This is a genomic window from Enterobacter sp. JUb54 (genome assembly GCF_014298075.1).
In the GTDB taxonomy this organism is placed as follows: Bacteria; Pseudomonadota; Gammaproteobacteria; order Enterobacterales; family Enterobacteriaceae; genus Klebsiella; species Klebsiella lignicola.
This window is the reverse complement of sequence record NZ_CP060418.1, coordinates 4,064,794-4,082,063: the sequence shown is the minus strand read 5'-3', so window position 1 is coordinate 4,082,063 and position 17,270 is coordinate 4,064,794. Positions and strand designations below refer to the sequence as shown.

16 protein-coding genes are annotated in these 17,270 nt (G+C 59.7%); 9 read left to right on the top strand and 7 right to left on the bottom strand.

Features of this window, described 5'->3' with window-relative positions:
- Positions 1 to 3: 3 nt before the first annotated feature.
- The 6 genes from HF679_RS18795 (at position 4) to HF679_RS18770 (ending at position 6,616) form a co-directional block, all read left to right on the top strand.
- Complete coding sequence (locus tag HF679_RS18795) at positions 4 to 1,368, top strand: efflux transporter outer membrane subunit (RefSeq protein ID WP_123757057.1); 1,365 nt, start codon at positions 4 to 6, stop codon at positions 1,366 to 1,368.
- A 44-nt stretch (positions 1,369 to 1,412) separates the two neighbouring features.
- Positions 1,413 to 2,576 carry a multidrug effflux MFS transporter gene (locus HF679_RS18790; RefSeq protein ID WP_123757056.1) on the top strand — a complete coding sequence of 388 codons (1,164 nt, stop codon included), beginning with the start codon at positions 1,413 to 1,415 and terminating at the stop codon, positions 2,574 to 2,576.
- A 164-nt stretch (positions 2,577 to 2,740) separates the two neighbouring features.
- Positions 2,741 to 3,643 (top strand): N-acetylmuramic acid 6-phosphate etherase, encoded by a 903-nt coding sequence (murQ, locus tag HF679_RS18785; RefSeq protein WP_123757377.1) that lies wholly within the window; start codon positions 2,741 to 2,743, stop codon positions 3,641 to 3,643.
- Positions 3,644 to 3,667: 24 nt separating this feature from the next.
- Positions 3,668 to 5,101: a PTS N-acetylmuramic acid transporter subunit IIBC gene (gene murP / locus HF679_RS18780; RefSeq protein WP_123757055.1), complete on the top strand. Its 1,434-nt coding sequence runs from the start codon at positions 3,668 to 3,670 to the stop codon at positions 5,099 to 5,101.
- Positions 5,102 to 5,319: 218 nt separating this feature from the next.
- Positions 5,320 to 6,222 carry an EamA family transporter gene (locus tag HF679_RS18775; protein ID WP_174509609.1) on the top strand — a complete coding sequence of 301 codons (903 nt, stop codon included), beginning with the start codon at positions 5,320 to 5,322 and terminating at the stop codon, positions 6,220 to 6,222.
- A 103-nt stretch (positions 6,223 to 6,325) separates the two neighbouring features.
- Complete coding sequence (locus HF679_RS18770) at positions 6,326 to 6,616, top strand: YicS family protein (RefSeq protein WP_123757054.1); 291 nt, start codon at positions 6,326 to 6,328, stop codon at positions 6,614 to 6,616.
- Here the strand turns inward: HF679_RS18770 and HF679_RS18765 are convergent, their stop codons facing one another.
- From HF679_RS18765 to galB, 4 genes are read right to left on the bottom strand one after another with little or no spacing between them, the layout of a single operon-like run.
- Positions 6,617 to 7,483 carry a DUF1932 domain-containing protein gene (locus HF679_RS18765; RefSeq protein ID WP_123757053.1) on the bottom strand — a complete coding sequence of 289 codons (867 nt, stop codon included), beginning with the start codon at positions 7,481 to 7,483 and terminating at the stop codon, positions 6,617 to 6,619.
- Between the two features lie 2 nt (positions 7,484 to 7,485).
- A complete protein-coding gene (locus HF679_RS18760; protein WP_123757052.1) occupies positions 7,486 to 8,571 on the bottom strand; it encodes a 4-oxalomesaconate tautomerase in 1,086 nt (361 codons plus the stop codon).
- Position 8,572: 1 nt separating this feature from the next.
- Positions 8,573 to 9,286 (bottom strand): 4-carboxy-4-hydroxy-2-oxoadipate aldolase/oxaloacetate decarboxylase, encoded by a 714-nt coding sequence (locus HF679_RS18755; protein WP_154144359.1) that lies wholly within the window; start codon positions 9,284 to 9,286, stop codon positions 8,573 to 8,575.
- The gene (galB, locus tag HF679_RS18750; RefSeq protein WP_123757050.1) at positions 9,283 to 10,023 is read right to left on the bottom strand and encodes a 4-oxalmesaconate hydratase; all 741 of its coding nucleotides are present in this window, start codon (positions 10,021 to 10,023) and stop codon (positions 9,283 to 9,285) included. Before galB ends, HF679_RS18755 begins: the two co-directional genes overlap by 4 nt.
- A 127-nt stretch (positions 10,024 to 10,150) precedes the next feature.
- Between galB and HF679_RS18745 the strand changes: the two genes are divergently transcribed.
- Positions 10,151 to 11,377 carry a LysR family transcriptional regulator gene (locus HF679_RS18745; RefSeq protein ID WP_123757049.1) on the top strand — a complete coding sequence of 409 codons (1,227 nt, stop codon included), beginning with the start codon at positions 10,151 to 10,153 and terminating at the stop codon, positions 11,375 to 11,377.
- On the opposite strand, the gene HF679_RS18740 is transcribed toward HF679_RS18745, so the two are convergent.
- The 3 genes from HF679_RS18740 to HF679_RS18730 all read right to left on the bottom strand — a co-directional run bounded on the left by HF679_RS18740 (position 11,374) and on the right by HF679_RS18730 (position 15,193).
- Positions 11,374 to 12,636, bottom strand: a complete 1,263-nt coding sequence (locus tag HF679_RS18740; protein ID WP_123757048.1) for a gallate dioxygenase — start codon at positions 12,634 to 12,636, stop codon at positions 11,374 to 11,376. The two genes, HF679_RS18745 and HF679_RS18740, sit on opposite strands and share 4 nt — an antisense overlap.
- A 13-nt stretch (positions 12,637 to 12,649) precedes the next feature.
- A complete protein-coding gene (locus HF679_RS18735; RefSeq protein ID WP_123757047.1) occupies positions 12,650 to 14,020 on the bottom strand; it encodes an MFS transporter in 1,371 nt (456 codons plus the stop codon).
- Between the two features lie 231 nt (positions 14,021 to 14,251).
- On the bottom strand, positions 14,252 to 15,193 hold the full coding sequence (locus HF679_RS18730; protein ID WP_123757046.1) for a LacI family DNA-binding transcriptional regulator: 942 nt from the start codon (positions 15,191 to 15,193) through the stop codon (positions 14,252 to 14,254).
- A 293-nt stretch (positions 15,194 to 15,486) separates the two neighbouring features.
- Between HF679_RS18730 and HF679_RS18725 the strand changes: the two genes are divergently transcribed.
- Both HF679_RS18725 and HF679_RS18720 read left to right on the top strand, forming a co-directional pair.
- Positions 15,487 to 15,801, top strand: a complete 315-nt coding sequence (locus tag HF679_RS18725) for a PTS sugar transporter subunit IIB (RefSeq protein ID WP_123757045.1) — start codon at positions 15,487 to 15,489, stop codon at positions 15,799 to 15,801.
- An 11-nt stretch (positions 15,802 to 15,812) separates the two neighbouring features.
- Positions 15,813 to 17,138: a PTS sugar transporter subunit IIC gene (locus HF679_RS18720; protein WP_123757044.1), complete on the top strand. Its 1,326-nt coding sequence runs from the start codon at positions 15,813 to 15,815 to the stop codon at positions 17,136 to 17,138.
- The last annotated feature ends 132 nt before the right edge of the window (positions 17,139 to 17,270 follow it).

Genomic DNA, 17,270 nt, shown 5'->3' with positions numbered 1-17,270 from the left:
GTTATGTTTCGTTTTACGTTAGTGTTTGTCGCGCTCCTGACCGCCGGCTGTGTCTCGCTCGATCCGGACTACAGCCGCCCGGCGGCGCCGATCCCCGCCACGCTCCCCGGCACCCACGGTGAAGCAAGCGCGGTGGTCGGCAACTGGCAGCAGGTTGTCAACGATGCGCGTCTCAACAAAGTGGTCAGCATGGCGCTGACCAGTAACCGCGACGTGCAGAAAGCGATCGCCGACATCGAAGCCGCCCGGGCGCAACTTGGCGAAACCCGCGCCACGCTGTTCCCGACCCTGAATGCGGAGCTCAGCCATACCCGCAGTCAAACGGTAGACAGCGGCCTGACCTCCTCATCGCAGGCCGATGGGGCGGTCTCCAGCTTCGAGCTGGATCTGTTCGGTAAAAATCAGAGTCTGACACGGGCGGCGCGGGAAACCTGGCTTGCCAGCGAATACACCGCGCAGAACACCCGCCTGACGATGATTTCCGACCTGACCACCGCCTGGGTTACCCTCGCGGCGGACAATAGCAACCTGGCGCTGGCCCAGGAGACGCTGGCCAGCGCCGATAATTCGCGCAAAATCGTCGCCCGTCAGATGGCGGTCGGCACCGCCTCCGCCGGCGATCTCAGCGATGCGGAAAGCGTTTATCAGCAGGCACGCGCCAGCGTTGCCAGCTATCGGACTCAGGTCGCCCAGGATAAAAACGCCCTCAACCTGCTGGCCGGTACCACCGTGCCGGACAGCCTGCTCCCGGGCACCCTGGAAAGCCTCGCCGACAACAGCATCGTGCTGGTGCCGGCAGGAGTTTCGTCATCGGTGCTGCTGCGCCGTCCGGACATTCAGGAAGCAGAGCACAACCTGAAGAGCGCTAACGCCGATATTGGTTCGGCGCGGGCCAACTTCTTCCCGACTATCTCCCTGACCGCCAGCGCCGGCGTCGGCAGCGATGCGCTGTCGTCGCTGTTCAGCCACGGGATGTCGGTGTGGTCATTCGCCCCGTCAATCAGCCTGCCGCTGTTCACCGGCGGCAGTAATCTGGCGCAGCTGCGCTATGCCGAAGCGGAGAAAAAAGGGCTGATCGCCACCTACGAGAAGACCATTCAGAGCGCCTTTAAGGACGTCGCCGATGCGCTGGCCCGCCGGGAAACATTGAGCGAGCAGCTGAGTGCCCAACGTGAGTACGTCGCGGCGGAACAGACGTCGTTGGATATTGCGATGCGTCGTTACCAGACCGGCATCGGTGATTATCTGTCGGTCCTGACCGCCCAGCGCACGCTGTGGTCGGCGAAGGCCACGCTGATTTCGCTGCAACAGACCGATCTGGAAAACCGCATCACCCTCTGGCAATCGCTGGGAGGCGGCGCCAGCTAAGTCATCCCTGCCGGGCTCTCGCCCGGCAGACATAAGGAGTTTTTATGCCACGCATCTCTCTTTCATGGGTGCTGATTCTCGGTCTGCTCACCGCCATCGGCCCGCTGTGCACCGACTTTTATCTGCCCGCCCTACCGGACATAACCCAGCAACTGAGCGCCACCGGCACCCAGACCCAGCTCTCCCTGACCGCCGCGCTGATTGGCCTCGGCGTGGGCCAGCTGTTTTTTGGCCCGCTGAGCGACCGTATCGGGCGCAAAAAGCCGCTGGCGCTGTCGCTGCTGCTGTTTATCTTCTCATCGGCGATGTGCGCCATGACCTATGACGTACATATGCTGATCGGCTGGCGTTTCCTGCAGGGCTTCGCCGGGGCGGGCGGCTCGGTACTGTCCCGCTCGATTGCCCGCGATAAATATCAGGGCACCCAGCTGACCCAGTTCTTCGCCCTGCTGATGGCCGTCAACGGCATCGCCCCGGTGGTGTCGCCGGTGATCGGCGGGTACATCACCACCTCCTTCGACTGGCGCTTTCTGTTCTGGGCGATGGCCGGTATCGGTGCCGTGCTGCTGATCGTCAGCCTGGCGGTGCTTCAGGAAACGCGTCCTGCCCAGGGCACCGCGACGGCAGCGCAGCAACACGATACCCCGGTGCTGAAAAACCGCCGCTTTATGCGCTACTGCCTGATTCAGGCCTTTATGATGGCGGGGCTGTTCTCGTACATCGGGTCATCGTCGTTCGTGATCCAGAGCGAATACGGCATGAGCGCCCTGCAGTTCAGCCTGCTGTTCGGTCTGAACGGCATCGGGTTGATTATCGCCGCGCAGATTTTTTCCCGCCTTTCGCACCACTACGATGCGGATATGCTGCTGCGTCGCGGCCTGACGCTGGCCGTCCTGTCGGCGACGCTGACGCTGCTCCTCGCCTGGCTGCAGCTGCCGTGGCTGGCGCTGGCTGGCCTGTTCTTCACAGTGTCCTTCATGAGCGGCATCAGCACGATTTCCGGCTCCAGAGCAATGAGCGAAGTCAGCAGCGCCCAGTCGGGCACCGCATCCGCCCTGATGGGGACCCTGATGTTCGTCTGCGGCGGTATCGCCGCGCCGCTGGCCGGGATCGGCGGTGAAACGATGCTGAAAATGAGCATCGCCATGACAATCAGCTATCTGATCGCCCTGTTTTTCGGCCTGCAAAAAGGCAACACCAGCTGCTAAATCATCGTGCAGTAATAAAATATTCCAATATTATTACTGCACGACACCCCGCCATACCTATAAATATCCGCTTATCCCTTCTGTCTTAATCGTGATACCCTTCACATGAAAGGAATAATTAATTCCTTAGAATCTATCTCAACTGTGACTGATGAGGTTTTATGATGAGTATCGACCTGAGCGCATTGCTGACCGAGCGCCGTAATGCCAATAGCGCCAATATAGACACCCTGTCCACCGTCGACATGCTGACGGTAATCAACCAGGAGGACCAGCAGGTAGCCCAGGCGATCGCCCCCTATTTGCCGCAGATTGCCCAGGTGGTGGATAAAGTGGCTGCCGCCATCCAGGACGGCGGACGGCTGATCTACATCGGGGCCGGCACCTCCGGCCGCCTCGGGATCCTCGATGCCAGCGAATGCCCGCCGACGTTCGGCACCCGCCCGGAGCAGGTGGTGGGGATCATCGCCGGCGGTCATAAAGCGATTCTCAGCGCCGTCGAAAACGTCGAAGACAACAAAGCGCAGGGCGCGCAGGATCTGCAAAACCTGAACTTCAGCAACCGCGACGTACTGGTTGGCCTGGCCGCCAGCGGGCGTACCCCTTATGTCATTGGCGCGATGGAATATGCCCACAGCCAGAACGCTTTTGTCGCCATCGTCAGCTGCAACCCGCATGGCGAAATGGCGCGTCTGGCCGATGTCGCCATCACCCCGGTCGTTGGCCCGGAAGTGGTCACCGGCTCTACCCGCCTGAAAGCCGGCACCGCCCAGAAGCTGGTGCTGAACATGATCTCCACCGGCGCGATGATCCGCGTGGGCAAGGTCTACAGCAACCTGATGGTTGACGTCGAAGCGACCAATGCCAAGCTTATCGAGCGCCAGGTATCCATCGTGATGGAGGCGACCGACTGCGATCGCGCCACCGCGCTTGCCGCGCTGGACGCTTGCGAGCGCCACTGTAAAACGGCCATTGTGATGGTGCTGGCGGATCTTAGCGCCGCAGAGGCGCAATCGCTGCTGAGCAAAAATAACGGCTATATCCGCCAGGCGCTGAGCAATACCTAAGCGCCGACAACCTGGTAACGTGCAATGGCAAAAATAAATAAAGAGATGATAGCGCGGATCCTTACCCATGTTGGCGGAGCCGGAAACGTCGCCCAGGCGGGGAACTGCATGACCCGCCTGCGCTTAACTTTACGTGATGAGCAGCTCGCCGATAGCGCCGCCATCCGCCAGATTGAAGGCGTGATGGGCGTTATCGTCAGCGATGAACAGTTCCAGGTAGTGCTCGGCCCCGGCAAAGCGCAAACCGCCGCAGAGATGATGAACGGAATGCTGGAGGACGCCCCCGCGGACGCGCCTTCTCTGGCGGATGTCGCGGCGGAGAAAAAACAGGCGCTGAAGAGCAAGCAAACCAGCGGCGTGCAGAAGTTTCTCGCCAAATTCGCCACCATTTTTACCCCACTGATCCCCGGCTTTATCGCGGTTGGCCTGCTGCTTGGCTTCGCGACGCTGGCGGAGCAGATGTTCGTGCTGGAAAACGCCCATCCCAGCGCCTCGCTGGTGGCGCTGATCGGCTACATGAAAGTGTTCAGCAAGGGGATGTTCACCTTCCTGAGCATCCTGATTGGCTATAACGCCCAGAAGGCGTTCGGCGGTTCCGGGGTCAACGGCGCGATCATCGCCTCGCTGTTCGTCCTCGGCTACAACCCCGAAGCCACCAGCGGATTTTATGCCGGGATCACCACCTTCTTTGGCCACGGCATTGACCCGCGCGGCAATATTATCGGCGTGCTGATTGCCTCGATTCTCGGCGCGTGGGTGGAAAAACAGGTGCGTCGGATCATGCCGGCCAACCTCGATATGATCCTCACCTCGGCGGTGACGCTGCTGATTATGGGCGCGGTAACCTTTACCGTGATCATGCCGATTGGCGGCTGGCTGTTTACCGGGATGTCGTGGTTGTTCCTGCATCTCAACGGCAACCCGTTCGGCTCCGCCGTGCTGGCCGGTCTGTTCCTGCTGGCGGTGATGTTCGGCGTGCACCAGGGCTTCGTGCCGGTCTACTTTGCGCTGGTCGATGCCCAGGGCTTTAACTCGCTGTTCCCAATCCTGGCGATGGCGGGAGCCGGGCAGGTCGGCGCGGCGCTGGCGCTGTACTGGCGGGCAAAGCACGGTTCGCTGCTGCGTACGCAGATTAAAGGGGCGATTATTCCCGGCTTCCTCGGCATTGGCGAACCGCTGATTTACGGCGTAACCCTGCCGCGCATGAAGCCGTTTATTACCGCCTGTATCGGCGGCGCCTGCGGCGGCTTCTTCCTCGGTCTGGTGGCCTGGCTGGGCCTGCCGGTAGGTCTGAACACGGTGTTCGGGCCGTCTGGCCTGGTGGCGCTACCGCTGATGACCTCCGCCAGCGGGATCTACGCCGGCATGGCGGTTTATGCCGCGGGGCTCGCGGTGGCCTATCTGTGCGGCTTTGTCTGCACCTGGCTGTTCGGCAGCAAAAACGTTGATTTGAGCTAGGACGCGGCTCGGATACATCACGGTGTACATTATTTAACCCGCCACATGGCGTAATATGGCGTAATGCTGGTCACTTAAGGTGGCCAGCATTTTTTATGGTTTACCGCATACCTGGCTTTTCACCAACACACCTGTGACCCGACTACCATTTCCTGCCCGTTGCTCCTCGCTGGCTCATGCTATGATGCCCGCTTTGCGCTATTTCACTCGAGGAAAAGATGGGCTCCAGCAAAAAAGGGATGCTGAACGTACTGATAGCCGCCGTGCTATGGGGTAGCTCCGGCGTGTGTGCACAGTACATTATGCAGCAAAGCCAGATGTCATCGCCGTTTCTGACCATGACGCGCCTGCTGTTTGCTGGCCTGATCCTGCTGATGCTCGCCTTCGTTCACGGCGATAAAATTTTCCGCGTCCTGCAAAACCGTAAAGATGCGCTGAGCCTGCTGATCTTCTCGCTGTTCGGCGCGCTGACCGTGCAGTACACCTTCCTGATGACCATCGAGAAATCGAATGCCGCGACCGCGACGGTGCTGCAGTTCCTGTCGCCAACCATTATCGTCGCCTGGTTCGCGCTGGCGCGCAAAACCCGCCCTCGCCCGTTGGTACTGGCGGCGATCGGCACGTCGCTGGCCGGGACGTTCCTGCTGGTGACCCACGGCAATCCGACCACGCTGTCTATTTCACCCTCGGCGCTGCTCTGGGGTGTCGCTTCGGCCTTTGCCGCCGCGTTTTACACCACCTATCCCTCGACGCTTATCGCCCGGTACGGCACGCTGCCGATCGTCGGCTGGAGTATGCTGCTGGGCGGCGCCATGCTGCTGCCGTTCTACGGCGGTCAGGGCAACAACTTTGTGGTCAACGGCCGCCTGCTGCTGGCCTTTTTCTATCTGGTGGTGATCGGCACCTCGCTGACCTTCAGCCTCTATTTAAACGGCGCGCAGATGATTGGCGGCGCGAAGGCGGGGATCCTCAGCTGTGCGGAACCGCTGAGCAGCGCCCTGCTATCCCTGCTGCTGCTGGGTATTACCTTCACGCTGCCGGACTGGCTCGGCACGCTGCTGATTCTCTCGTCGGTGGTGCTGATCGCCGTGGATTCCCGGCGTAAAGTGCGGGTAACATAGAAAAGCAATCAACTGATTTTAAACAACTTAATCTCAGCGCCATTTGCGTGTTTCGCCGCCTGAGCATATAGTTGACTGAAGCGACTAGTTAAGGAGAATCGCCATGAAAGCGTGTTGGATACTGTGTCTGGTTACCACCCTCAGCGCGACAGCGGCCTGGGCCGAATCACCGCTGAAAAGCCTGCAGTTCGAGCAACAAAAACAGCTGGTGTTAAAGGCGGTGAAGGAAAAATGCGCCCCGCAGACCACCATCAGCGATACCGATTTTGCCAATAAAATCCTCGCCACTCCGGCCAATCAGGAATATGTGCGCGAAGCGACGCTGGCAAAAGAGCGCAACAACCAGAAGGGCTACCAGGCAGCCATCGATAAAATCAGCTGCCCGGCGAAGTAATCACTTCAACTGAGCCGCCAGCGCTTTCCAGTCGAACGGCGTCAGTTGCCCGTAGGTCAGGCCGCACGCGGCCATACTCTGCGGCAGCTGGCGCTGAGTATGCGCCGTGGCCTGGCTCATCAGCCCCGCGCCGCCCGCATCGCGCAGCGTTTTCACCACCTCTTCCATCTCTTCGCTACGGCGAATACCGTGTTCGGCCACCCGGCTGATGAGATACCCCGCAAAAGCGCCATCCCAGCCCAGCGACGGGAAGCTGGCATGCAAAGAGGCCAGCACCTCCTCTTCGACGCCGTATTCCCGGGCGGCAAACAGGCATTCGGTAGTCAGCGCTTCCAGCCCCTTAATCATCACGCTGCGGCACATTTTTATCGCCGATACGTCGCCGATCTCATCGCCGCCGGCGCGGGCGTTCAGCCCTAAAGCATTTAGCGTTTGCGTGATGGAATGCGCCTGCGGGCCACCGATCAACAGTGGAGTTTTCAGCCGTGCCGGCGGCACCGGCGCCATCACCGCCACATCGACATAACCTCCCGCCCGGAACACCTTCGCCGCCTGGCGTTTGGTGTCCGGCGCCACCGAATTGAGGTCGAGAAAATAGCGCCCCTCGCCAATCATGGCCGCCGCCGAGCGCGCCACGTCCAGCGCGGAACCCGCTGTGACGGTGGAGAAGATCAGCGTTGCCCCTTCCAGCGCCTGCGCCAGCGAACCCGCCGCTAGCACGCCAGCCTGGCGCGCGCGCTCCCGCATCGCGTCGCCTTCCGGGCCGTTGAGTTTGCAATCCCAGATAGTGACGTCGTTACTGCACGCTAAATCACGCGCCAGAATGCCGCCCGCCTCGCCAAAACCAATAAACGTGATTGCCGTCATCCTTACTCCTCCAGTGGCCAGACGCGGGCCGGAATAGACACTTCGCCGGAAAACAACAGTCGGGCCGTACGCAGCAGTCCGCAGCCCACCAGTTCGCCCTGCTGGTTGCACTGCAGTGCCACGCTGAACTCGCCGCTCGGGTGCTCCACGCTGACCACCGGCTGCTCACCGGCAACGCCCCGGGCCAGCCCTTCGGCGACGGTGCCGGGGATCAGGCAGGCGCTGGCGACGCTCACCGCGCCAAAGACGCCAATAGAAGCGTGGCAGCGATGCGGGATAAACGTCCGGCTGGACACGGCGCCGCCGTCGCGCGGGGCGGCGATCAGGGTCATTTTCGGCACCGTTCGCCGGGTCACATCCCCCAGATTCATTCGCGGACCGAGCTGCAAACGTATCGACTCCAGCCGTTGCTTCAGTTCCTCGTCGCTATCGAGCTGTTCGCGGGTTTCGTAGCCGCTGCGCCCAAGGTCGCTGGCGCGGACGATCACCACCGGCATCCCGTTATCGATACAGGTCACGTCGATCCCGTCCACACGGTCGGTCGCCTGGCCCGTGGGCAACAATGCCCCGCAGCTGGACCCTGCTACATCAAGAAAATTCAGGACGATTTTGCTGGCGTGGCCCGGCACGCCGTCAATGCGCGTCTCGCCTTCATAGTTCACGCCATCGTCGTCACAGGGGATCCCGGCGATCGCCAGCTGGCTGGTGTTCTCCATGAAGATCCGCACCTGGGTCAGCGGCGCCGTGTGCGCTACCAGCCCGCGCTCGATGGCAAACGGGCCAACGGCGGCGAGAATGTTGCCGCAGTTCTGTCCGTAATCCACCACCGCGCGATCGACATTCACCTGAGCAAACAGATAATCAACATCCGCATCGGCGCGGGTGGAGCGGCGGATTATCGCCACTTTGCTGGTTAACGGATCGGCCCCGCCAATACCGTCAATCTGCCGGGCATCCGGCGAACCCATCACCGCCAGCAGCACCGCATCTCGCAGTACCGCGTCCGCAGGCAGGTCCTCGGCCAGAAAGCAGGCCGCTTTCGAGGTGCCGCCGCGCATCAACAGACAGGGTATTTTGCGTTGTGCCATCTTAGCCCTCTACATCATCCGCGTTGTCGTAGTAGCGCAGCCCTTTCTCCGCCAGGCGCGGGCGCATGGCGTAAATATCCAGCCCCAGTTCGCCGTTTCGCATCCGATCGCGCTTCGCCACTTCATTAGCCATCCGGGTTTCCGCTTTTCCCAGCACCGTGCGGGCCTGCCCATGCGGCACCACCACCACGCCATCGTCGTCGGCCACCACCACATCGCCCGGCTGAACCAGCTGGCCGGCGCAGATCAGCGGGATATTGACCGAGCCCAGCGTCTCCTTCACCGTCCCCTGGGCATAAACGTGGCGCGACCACACGGCAAAGCCCATTTCACGTAAGGTGTGCGAATCGCGAATACCGATATCGCCCACCAGGCCCACCACGCCACGCGACTGTAGCGAGGTGGCCAGCAGGTCGCCAAAGAACCCGTCGCCGCAGGGCGAGGTTGGCGCCACCACCAGGATATCGCCGGGTCGGCACTGCTCGACCGCCACGTGGAACATCCAGTTATCCCCCGGCGTGACCAGCACCGTCACCGCGTTGCCGGCGCGGCTGATACCCTGCTGGATCGGCCGGATGTCCGGGGCCATCAGCCCCTGTCGGTCATACGCTTCGTGGATCGTCGCCACACCGGCGGCGGCGAACTGGCTCAGCGTTGCCGCGTCATGGCGCGGCAGGTGGCGGATGACAATGCCTTTTTTATTCAACAGGTTCATGACAGATTCTCCGTCACCCGCGGGAAGATGCTGTGGAACGCTTCGCCGTGGACGATATCGCGGGCGGCAGCGATGCCGATATTGCGTTTCGCCTGTACCCCGCGCTGCAACGCCACCCGGGTGTAGTACTCCCAGAGGTGTTCCTGGCCCTGCATGCACTGAATCGCCTGGTATTTTTGTTCCCACACGCTGGTGATATCCAGCAGCACGTCCGGCTTCCAGTTGCACTGCTCCGGCTGGTGCGGCTCAAAGCAGTACACCGGCGGCGCGGCAACAATCGTTTCCCCCGGACGATACCCTTCCGCCTGGGCGATGATGCGCGCTTCCTGAGCCAGGTTGGAGGCCATCGGGTGGTCGTAGTTGTAGGGATCCTGCAGGGAGTGGGTCAGCACAAAGTGCGGCTGTACGCGACGGTACACGTCCGCCAGGCGGAACAGCGTCTCTTTGTCGGCGCGCAGCGGATAATCACCAATATCAAAAAATTCGACGCTGGCGCCGAGAATATCGGCAGCGGCCTGCGCTTCTTCGCGGCGGACCTGCTTCACCGTCGCTTCGGTCATATTGCCTTTACGCCACAGTTTTGCCGATTCGCCGCGCTCGCCGAACGACAGGCAAACAATATGTACCTGATAGCCCTGACGGGCGTGCAGCGCAATCGCACCGCCCGCACGCCAGACAAAATCGGCAGAGTGAGCGCTGACAACCAGGGCACTTTTGGGATGATGCGAATGAGACATGATGGCTTCCTCTGTTGTTTTTTTCAGCTTGTCATGTCGTGGCGAGGGTGGGTAATTCGTTAACTTGCGAAGGCTATGATTTTTATTTATGTTGTCGTTACGCTCACATTCCGGGACCCGGTGGGAAATGCTGAAGAGAAAGTACGATAAGACAATAAATATCATGCAGCTACGCTTCTTCTGCCAGGTGGCACAGCGCGGCAGCGTCTCGCGCGCGGCTGATGACTTATTTCGCACGCAGTCGGCAATCACCCGGGCGATTCGCGATCTGGAAGCGGCGCTGAACGTCACCCTGTTCGAACGCCACTACAGCGGAATGGTGGCGACGGAATATGGCCGCTGTATTCTGCCGCGAGCGCTACGCGCCATCGAAGATCTTCAGGCCATTCCCGCGCTGATGCAAAAGCTCCACCCGCGAAGCACCGCCTCCGGCGCGCTGCCGGATTCCGGCTGGCTGTTTAACACCCGACGGCTGGAGATTTTCCTGCAGCTGTACCACGTCAACCATACTCAAACGGTCGCCAGCCAGCTGGGGATCACCCAGCCCGCGGTCAGCGCCGCGCTGAAAATCCTTGAAAAAGGCGCCGGCTCGGCGCTGTTTCGTCGCACGCCGGAAGGGGTGCGCCCCACCCCGGCGGCAGACCTGCTCTACCCGCCCATCAGCCGGGCGTTGAACGAACTGGAAAATATCTGGAGCGATCTCGCCGCCCGTCGCGGGGTGCTGGAGGGCAGCGTGCGCATTGGCGCCCTGCCACTCAGCCGGACCCAGCTGTTGCCCGCGGCGATTAGCGCCTTTCTGGCGCGTTATCCCGGCATTATGGTGATGACCAACGAAAGCCCGTATGAGTCGCTGGTATCCGACATGCGGGCAGGACATATCGATTTTATTATCGGCGCGCTGCGCCAGGACGAGGATCTGCCGGACCTGCGCTGCGAAGCGCTGTTTGAAGAAGATATGCTTATTTTGCTGCGCAACGGTCACCCGCTGCTGCGCCACCCGGACCCGCAAAGCCAACTGGCGACCGCCCAGTGGGTGCTGCCCCGTTCCAATGCCCCGGCGCGACACCTGCTGGAGAAAGCGTTTTTGACCCTGGGATTGCCCCTGCCGCAGCCGACGGTGGAGACCGGCGATGCCGCCATGGTGCGCGGCCTGCTGAGGGACTCGGACATGCTGGCGGCGGTCTCCGCCAGCCAGATGCGGTTTGAAATCGACAACGGCCTGCTCACCGTTCTGCCAGTGTCGCTGCCCGATACCACTCGCCGCATCGGGCTGACCTTCCGCGCCGGGAGCCTGCCTTCACCGGCCACCCAGGCCCTGCTGCAGTTTATCCAGCAGCACGTGGCGCAGGGTTAACGGGTGCCCGCTACCGAATAGGTAACCTGCTGGTTACGCGTTTTCTGGAAATCTTCCAGCGTCTGCCCGCGCATGGCGGCGTAGATATGCAGGTTAGAGACCCCGACCACCGCGCCCATTTTTTCCAGCAGGAAGAAGCTGGCGCCATACTGAATCAGCCCGCGCCAGTCGCGATCGTCGAGCAGCTTCTGTTCTTGTTCGCTCAGCCCCGCTTCGGCATACAGCGCCTGCGGCTGGGTGAGAAAACGGTCGCGCCACGCGGGTTCAATCAGCTGATGCAGGAAACGGTTCAGCCGCAGGCCGTTGAGGCTACGCTCCTGAGTGAACGGGTAGGTGCCCGGCAGCGCCTCAACGCCGGCCAGCTGCTGCGCCATATGCTGACGGTGGCGGCTCAGGGTATCTACCGGCGGGGTGCGGGCATTATTTTCCAGGATCAGCGTGGCGATGCCGGTCATCGACGGCAGGTAGTAATCGCGCCAGGTTTCGCTGACGTTCGCCGAGAGCGCGCCGCGCATCACCAGCCACATAATGACTTCTGCCCCCTCCATGCCGCCGAGGGTGGCAAATTCGCCGAGGGTCATTTCCGTCAGTTTTTCCGGATCATTGACCAGCATATCCACGAACTCTGCGTCCCATTGTGGGTTGTTGAAACCGCAGCGCTCGCCGTGCACCTGATGCGACAGGCCGCCGGTGGCGACGATCGCCACGTCGATATCTTCCGGGTAGCTCTCAATCGCCCGACGCAGCGCCTGGCCGAGCTTGTAGCAGCGCCGGGCGCTGGGGATCGGGAATTGCAGGACGCCAATTTGCAACGGGATAACCCGCGTCGGCCAGCCGGTTTCCTGCTGCCACGGCAGCAGCGCCGACAGCGGCGAGAACAGCCCGTGATCGAGTTTTTTATTCATAAAGAACGACATATCAAACTCGTCGGCCATCAGGCTGGCACCGATATGTCTGGAGAGCGCCGCATCACCTTTTACCGACGGCAGATCGCGCGGGCCACCGCCCTCGTCGGCCACGCCGTATTCGTTATCAATCCCGAGGGTAAACGTCGAGTAGTGATCGAAGAAAAAGGCGGTCACATGGTCATTGAAGATATAGACCAGCGCATCCGGTTTTTTCTCATCAAGCCAGCGTTGCAGCGGCTCAAAGCTCTGGAAAATCGGCGCCCATGCGGCGTCCTGTTGTTTATGATGATCGACAGCAAAGCCGATGGTCGGGGTATGAGAAACGGCGATCCCGCCGAGTATTCTGGCCATGAAGAGACTCCACTTATCGGTTATGTACTGTGCCTGACAGCGCGCTAAGATCGGCCTCTGTTTGCCGAGGCTTCGGGTGGTTCATACGGTGCAGCAAAATCGCGGCCCCCGCCAGACAGGCAGGTAGCGCCAGCACCAAAAAGATTGAAGAGTGGCCCGGGACCGCCAGCATAATCACGCCGCCCAGCGTCGAGCTGAGTATCGCCCCGGTACGCCCGATGCCGTGCATCCAGCTCACGCCGGTGGCGCGGATTTCAGTCTGGTAATAGGCTGGCGAGTAGGCCTGCAGGCCATTCTGCGCGCCGTTAATGCACATGCCGCTGATAAAGATCAGCACCGACAGCGCCGCGGAGCCAAAATCCATCAGCCCCTGCGTCAGCAGGCATACGCAGCCCAGGAAATAGGTGACTGCAATCACCGCTTTAGCTGATGTGCGGTCCATCAGATACCCCACCAGAATGCCGCCCAGCGGGCCGCCAAGCTGGAACAGGCCGGTAATGATCGCCGCCTGCTGCAGCGATAATCCGCCGGAGCGCAGGATGGTCGGCAGCCAGCCATTGAGCAAATAAATCACGAACAGGCCCATAAAGTAGGTCAGCCACAGGGCGACGGTACCGCGGGCGTAGCCGTTGCGAAAGAGCTGCACCACTTTATTGTGCCGCGAGATTTGCGGGGCGTTCAGCTGGAAACGCGTTTCGCTGCTGAAGCTGCCGCCAAGACGGTTCAGCACCCCGGCAATCTGCCCGGACGGCAGCCGACGGGCCACCATATTCATCGCCGACTCCGGCAGCATCACTATCATAAACGGCAGAACCACCAGCGGCAGCACGCCGCCGAAAATAAGCGCCGAATGCCAGCTGTAGTGCGACAGCAGCCCGGCGGCAATAAAGCCCCCCAGCCCGGAGCCGACGTTAAAGCCGCTGTACATCAAGGTGATCATCAGCCCCTTGCGGCGCTCAGGCATATATTCCGCCACCAGGGTGACGCAGTTCGGCATGACCGCCCCCAGCCCCAGTCCGGTCAGAAAGCGCATCAGCGCCAGCTGCGACGGGCTTTGCGCCAACGCCCCGGCAAGGCTGAAGAGGGCGAAAAGCGCCACCGACCACAGCAGGATGCGTTTGCGACCATAGCGGTCGGAGAGCGGGCCGGCTACCAGCGCGCCGATGGCCACACCAAACATGGCCGCGCCGAGCACCGGGCCCATTTGCGCCCGGCTGATGCCCCAGTCTTCAATCAGAGCCGGGGCGATAAAACCCATCACCGCCGCGTCATAGCCATCAAGCATGATGATGACAAAACACAGCAGCAGGACGTTCCATTGAAAGCGCGAGATCGGTCGGGCATCGATCCACGCCTTCACATCGACAACACGAGAGTGGTTCATAGGGTCACTTCCTTAAGCAGGCGGTACGAATGTTCTGGTGACTGTTTTTTTTGGATTGAACTTTCGTATTCAACTTAAGGCAGTCCCCGGGCGCTGTCTGGTTCAAAAAACCGGCGTCAGCTATGAGTTCTGTTTATATTGTGAAGTGAACGACAAAAAGAGAGACATAAAAAAACCCACAGCGTAACGGCTGTGGGTGGTGGTGAGAGATAGCGATTGCGGCGGGTGAAATCAGCGGTTCGGAATGATTAAATCGCCGCGCAGCATACTGCCGCCGAGCATTTGCGTTTTTTCCGTCAGCCAGCTGACAATGCGCGTTGCCATCGCATCCATCGAATACTCAATGGCCGGAATAGTCGGGATGCCGGGGAGCTGTAACGATCCGGCCAGACTAAAGACCATCACTTTTTCCGGCACCGCCCGGTTGAACGCCATCAGCTGCGGCACGACATGCTGCGCCTGCTGCTCATCAGCCACCAGTAAGGCATTGAAATTTAAGGTGGTCGCATTGTTGACCAGCTCCTGAACCGCCACCGACGGCGAGGTGCTGTCGAGGAACACCAGGTTGCGATTAAACGGCAGGAAGTTTTTCTCCAGCGCGTGTTTGTAGCCCAGCAGCACCTGTTCGGCAAACCCACCCCCTTCCGGATGGATCAGCGCAATCTGCCGACGTCCCTGGCTAATCAGATAGTTACAGGCCGTTTCCGCCGCAAACGCGTGGTCAAACTGAATGCTGTTAGCCCCTTCGCTCTCCAGGCAGTCAATCAGCGCCACGTCCGGACGGTCGATATTCAGTGGAAAGCGCGCACCAATAATCAGTACATCGTCACACAGCCCGCAGCTCAGCTCTTCCAGCGAGTTCATCACCCCGGCACGGGTATTGGCAAAGCGCAGCAGCAGATGTTTTTGATGCTGGCTCAGCTGCTTTTCCAGGGCATACAGGTAGCTGGTCGTTTGATTAATATTGTCCTGCGCGCAGATCACGCCAATGCAGCCGGTGGTCTGGCTCAGCAGCGACTGGGCGATCATATTGGGCCGGTAGTTGAGCTCTTCCGCCGCCTGCAGCACCGCCTGACGACTGGCTTCTTTTACGCCGCGCGTACCGCTCAACACGCGAGAAACGGTCGCTTTGGATACTCCAGCTAAACGTGACACATCATTGATTGTAGACATCATTCTCCCCTGACAGGGTCCGTCCGATCCCCGTAAATTCCTGGTCCTGAATCGCTTCAATAATAACCATCTCAGTATATCCGTTTCCATTTTCATTTGGAAACCGATTCTCCATTTCACGGAAAAACATCGCAAAACTGGCCGATTTCTGTGAGCGAAATCCAATTAATTAGCGGCATAAGGAGAAGATCTTGACAGTCATCACAGTTCTGTTTTTTATGAATGGAAACCGGTTTCCGTCTGATATCAAATCATTCACGCAATAACTTTTTACATTTTGAGGATGAGTGTCGATGTACAAGATTATGCTGTGCTGCTCTGCAGGAATGTCCACCAGCTTACTGGTCAGAAAGATGGTGGATGTGGCCAAGGAACGTAACCTGCCGGTGCAGATTGACGCCTATGGCGTTTCCGAATTTGACATGCAGTTTCCGCAGTACCAGGTGGTGCTTCTTGGCCCTCAGGTGAAATACATGCTGAAAACCTTGTCTGACAAAGCCGCTTCGCTGAATATTCCGGTCCAGCCGATTAACACCATGGACTACGGCATGCAGCGAGGAGATAACGTTCTGGATTATGCCCTGTCGCTGATTAACCCGGCGCAATAAGAGGTGTTCAAATGAGTTCTCTGTATCAGTCCATGATTGCCGTGATCGAGCAATCTATTACTCCGCTGGCAGGACGCCTTGGGCAGCAGAAATATGTTATCGCGATTCGCGATGGCTTCACTGCCGCATTGCCGTTCATGATCATCGGCTCTTTCATGCTGGTATTTATCTTTCCACCTTTTTCACCGGACACCACTAACGGTTTTGCCCGCGGCTGGCTCGATTTCTCTCAGCAGTATCGCGAACAGCTGATGCTGCCGTTCAACCTCAGCATGGGGGTGATGACGTTCTTTATCTCCGTCGGAATTGGCGCCAGCCTCGGTCGTCAGTTTCAGCTGGACCCGGTGATGTCCGGCCTGCTGGCGTTTATGGCCTTTTTACTGGTGGCCGCGCCGTATGCTGATGGCAAAATCTCGACCCAATACCTGTCAGGCCAGGGGATCTTCACGGCGTTAATTACCGCGATTTACTCCACCCGCATTTATGCGTGGCTGAAACAGAACAACATTACCATTCGCCTGCCGAAAGAGGTGCCGACCGGCGTCGCCCGCTCTTTTGAAATTCTGATCCCGGTACTGGTGGTGATTGGTACCCTGCATCCGCTGAACCTGTTTATCGAAGCCCAGACCGGCATGATTCTGCCGCAGGCGATTATGCACCTGCTGGAACCGCTGGTTTCTGCTTCCGACTCCCTGCCGGCGATTCTGCTCTCCGTGCTGATGTGCCAGATTTTCTGGTTTGCCGGGATCCACGGCTCGCTGATTGTCACCGGCATCATGAACCCGTTCTGGATGGCGAACCTGTCGGCTAACCAGGCCGCGCTGGCCGCCGGTGCTGCTCTGCCGCACGTCTATCTGCAAGGTTTCTGGGACCACTATCTGCTGATTGGCGGCGTAGGTTCAACTTTACCGCTGGCCTTCCTGCTGCTGCGTAGCCGTGTGGCGCACCTGCGGAGCATCGGCAAAATGGGCATCGTGCCAAGCTTCTTCAATATTAATGAACCGATTCTGTTCGGCGCTCCGATTATCATGAACCCGATGATGTTTATCCCGTTCGTGTTCGTCCCGATGATCAACGCCATCCTCGCCTATGGCGCCACCCGCCTCGGCTGGCTGTCACAGGTGGTTTCCCTGACGCCGTGGACCACGCCGGCACCTATCGGCGCCTCCTGGGCCGCTAACTGGACGCTCAGCCCGGTGGTCATGTGCGTGATTTGCATGGTGATGTCTGCGGTTATCTACCTGCCGTTCCTGCGTGCCTATGAGCGCTCATTGCTGAAAACTGAAGTCGAAAAAGCCAAAAACGTCGTTCCGGTTGCTGAGACCGTTGGTCAGTAATCATTGGGAAATACATCCTTAATTGTATTTCCCGGCTCCACTAAATAATAAATCGACAGCACTGTCTGGAATAATGCGAAAAAGGAATTTTCGCTACATCCTTTAATATAAAGAACAACCTCAGGAATGATT